Source organism: Acidiplasma cupricumulans, assembly GCF_001402935.1.
GTDB lineage: Archaea > Thermoplasmatota > Thermoplasmata > Thermoplasmatales > Thermoplasmataceae > Acidiplasma > Acidiplasma aeolicum.
In genome coordinates this window covers 1-1,057 of sequence record NZ_LKBH01000282.1, presented here as the reverse complement: position 1 = coordinate 1,057, position 1,057 = coordinate 1, and the positions used below count along the sequence as shown (strand labels likewise).

Below are 1,057 nucleotides of genomic sequence, written 5' to 3'. Positions count from 1 at the left end.
TATAATAAAATAATGTTAATATCCATTAAAGGCATTACCAATTATGGACTTTGATTATAATAAATTATTAAATGATGCTTCAGATGTATTATCACAGAAAAATAAATTCGAGGAAAGGCTTAAGGTACCGGAGCCAGATATAATATATGAGGGTAAGACCACGATTATCAGGAACTTCCTTGATATAGCAGACATGCTTAACAGGAATCCCGAGGATATTGTAAAATACTTAACAAAAGAATTCGGTATTGGGGCCAACATTGACCAGAGAAGGCTAATTATTAACAGAAAGATCAGTGAGGAGGAAATAAGGGCGAAGATGGACCAGTATATGGCCACCTATGTTTTTTGCTATGAATGCAATTCACCTGATACTGTCATAGAAAAGGTGGGCAGAACCAGCCTGCTTGTTTGCAAGGCGTGCGGCGCCCAGCATCCAATAAGAACTGTTAGGGAAATCAAGGAGGAGGAATCAGAGTTATCTGAGGGCAAAACGTACAATGTTACTGTAACAGAGATAGGAAGATCAGGTGAAGGCCATGCAAGATATGGAGATTTTATAATATACATACCCGGTGTTAAGAAGGGGCAGAATGTAAGGGTATTAATTAAAAAGATTAGAAAGAATATAGCCATAGCCGAAGTTGTAAAATGAAAGAGACCTTAATTACAGATACAAATTCCCTAATATATTCAATAAAAAATAGGCTTGATATAAGAAATGCAATTTTAAATTTACCGGTTGCATTTGAAATATTAATTCCTGAATGTGTAATAGATGAATTAAAGGGATTATCAAGGACATACTGGTATGCCGGGGCGGCCCTAAAATATTCAGAGTATTTCAATGTTATTAGGTCCTCAGGGAGGGGTGATGACTGTATATTAAAAACGGCTGAGGCTTTAAATTGCTATGTTCTAACCAATGACCGTGGGCTCATACAGAGGTTAAGGTCCAAAAATATCAGGGTTTTAATTTTCTCCCAGGGTAAAACAATTAAAATGATTTAAATTTCATTTTTTATGCTTTAATTTATTTAATATATTGCCGAAATTA

Annotated in this window: 2 protein-coding genes; both read left to right on the top strand. The window is 35.2% G+C overall.

What is annotated here, in order from left to right:
* Positions 1-43: 43 nt before the first annotated feature.
* On the top strand, positions 44-655 hold the full coding sequence (locus AOG55_RS07725) for a translation initiation factor IF-2 subunit beta (RefSeq protein ID WP_052656875.1): 612 nt from the start codon (positions 44-46) through the stop codon (positions 653-655).
* Positions 652-1,011 (top strand): type II toxin-antitoxin system VapC family toxin, encoded by a 360-nt coding sequence (locus AOG55_RS07720; protein ID WP_055041134.1) that lies wholly within the window; start codon positions 652-654, stop codon positions 1,009-1,011. The genes AOG55_RS07725 and AOG55_RS07720 overlap by 4 nt, the downstream gene beginning before the upstream one ends.
* Positions 1,012-1,057 lie beyond the last annotated feature (46 nt).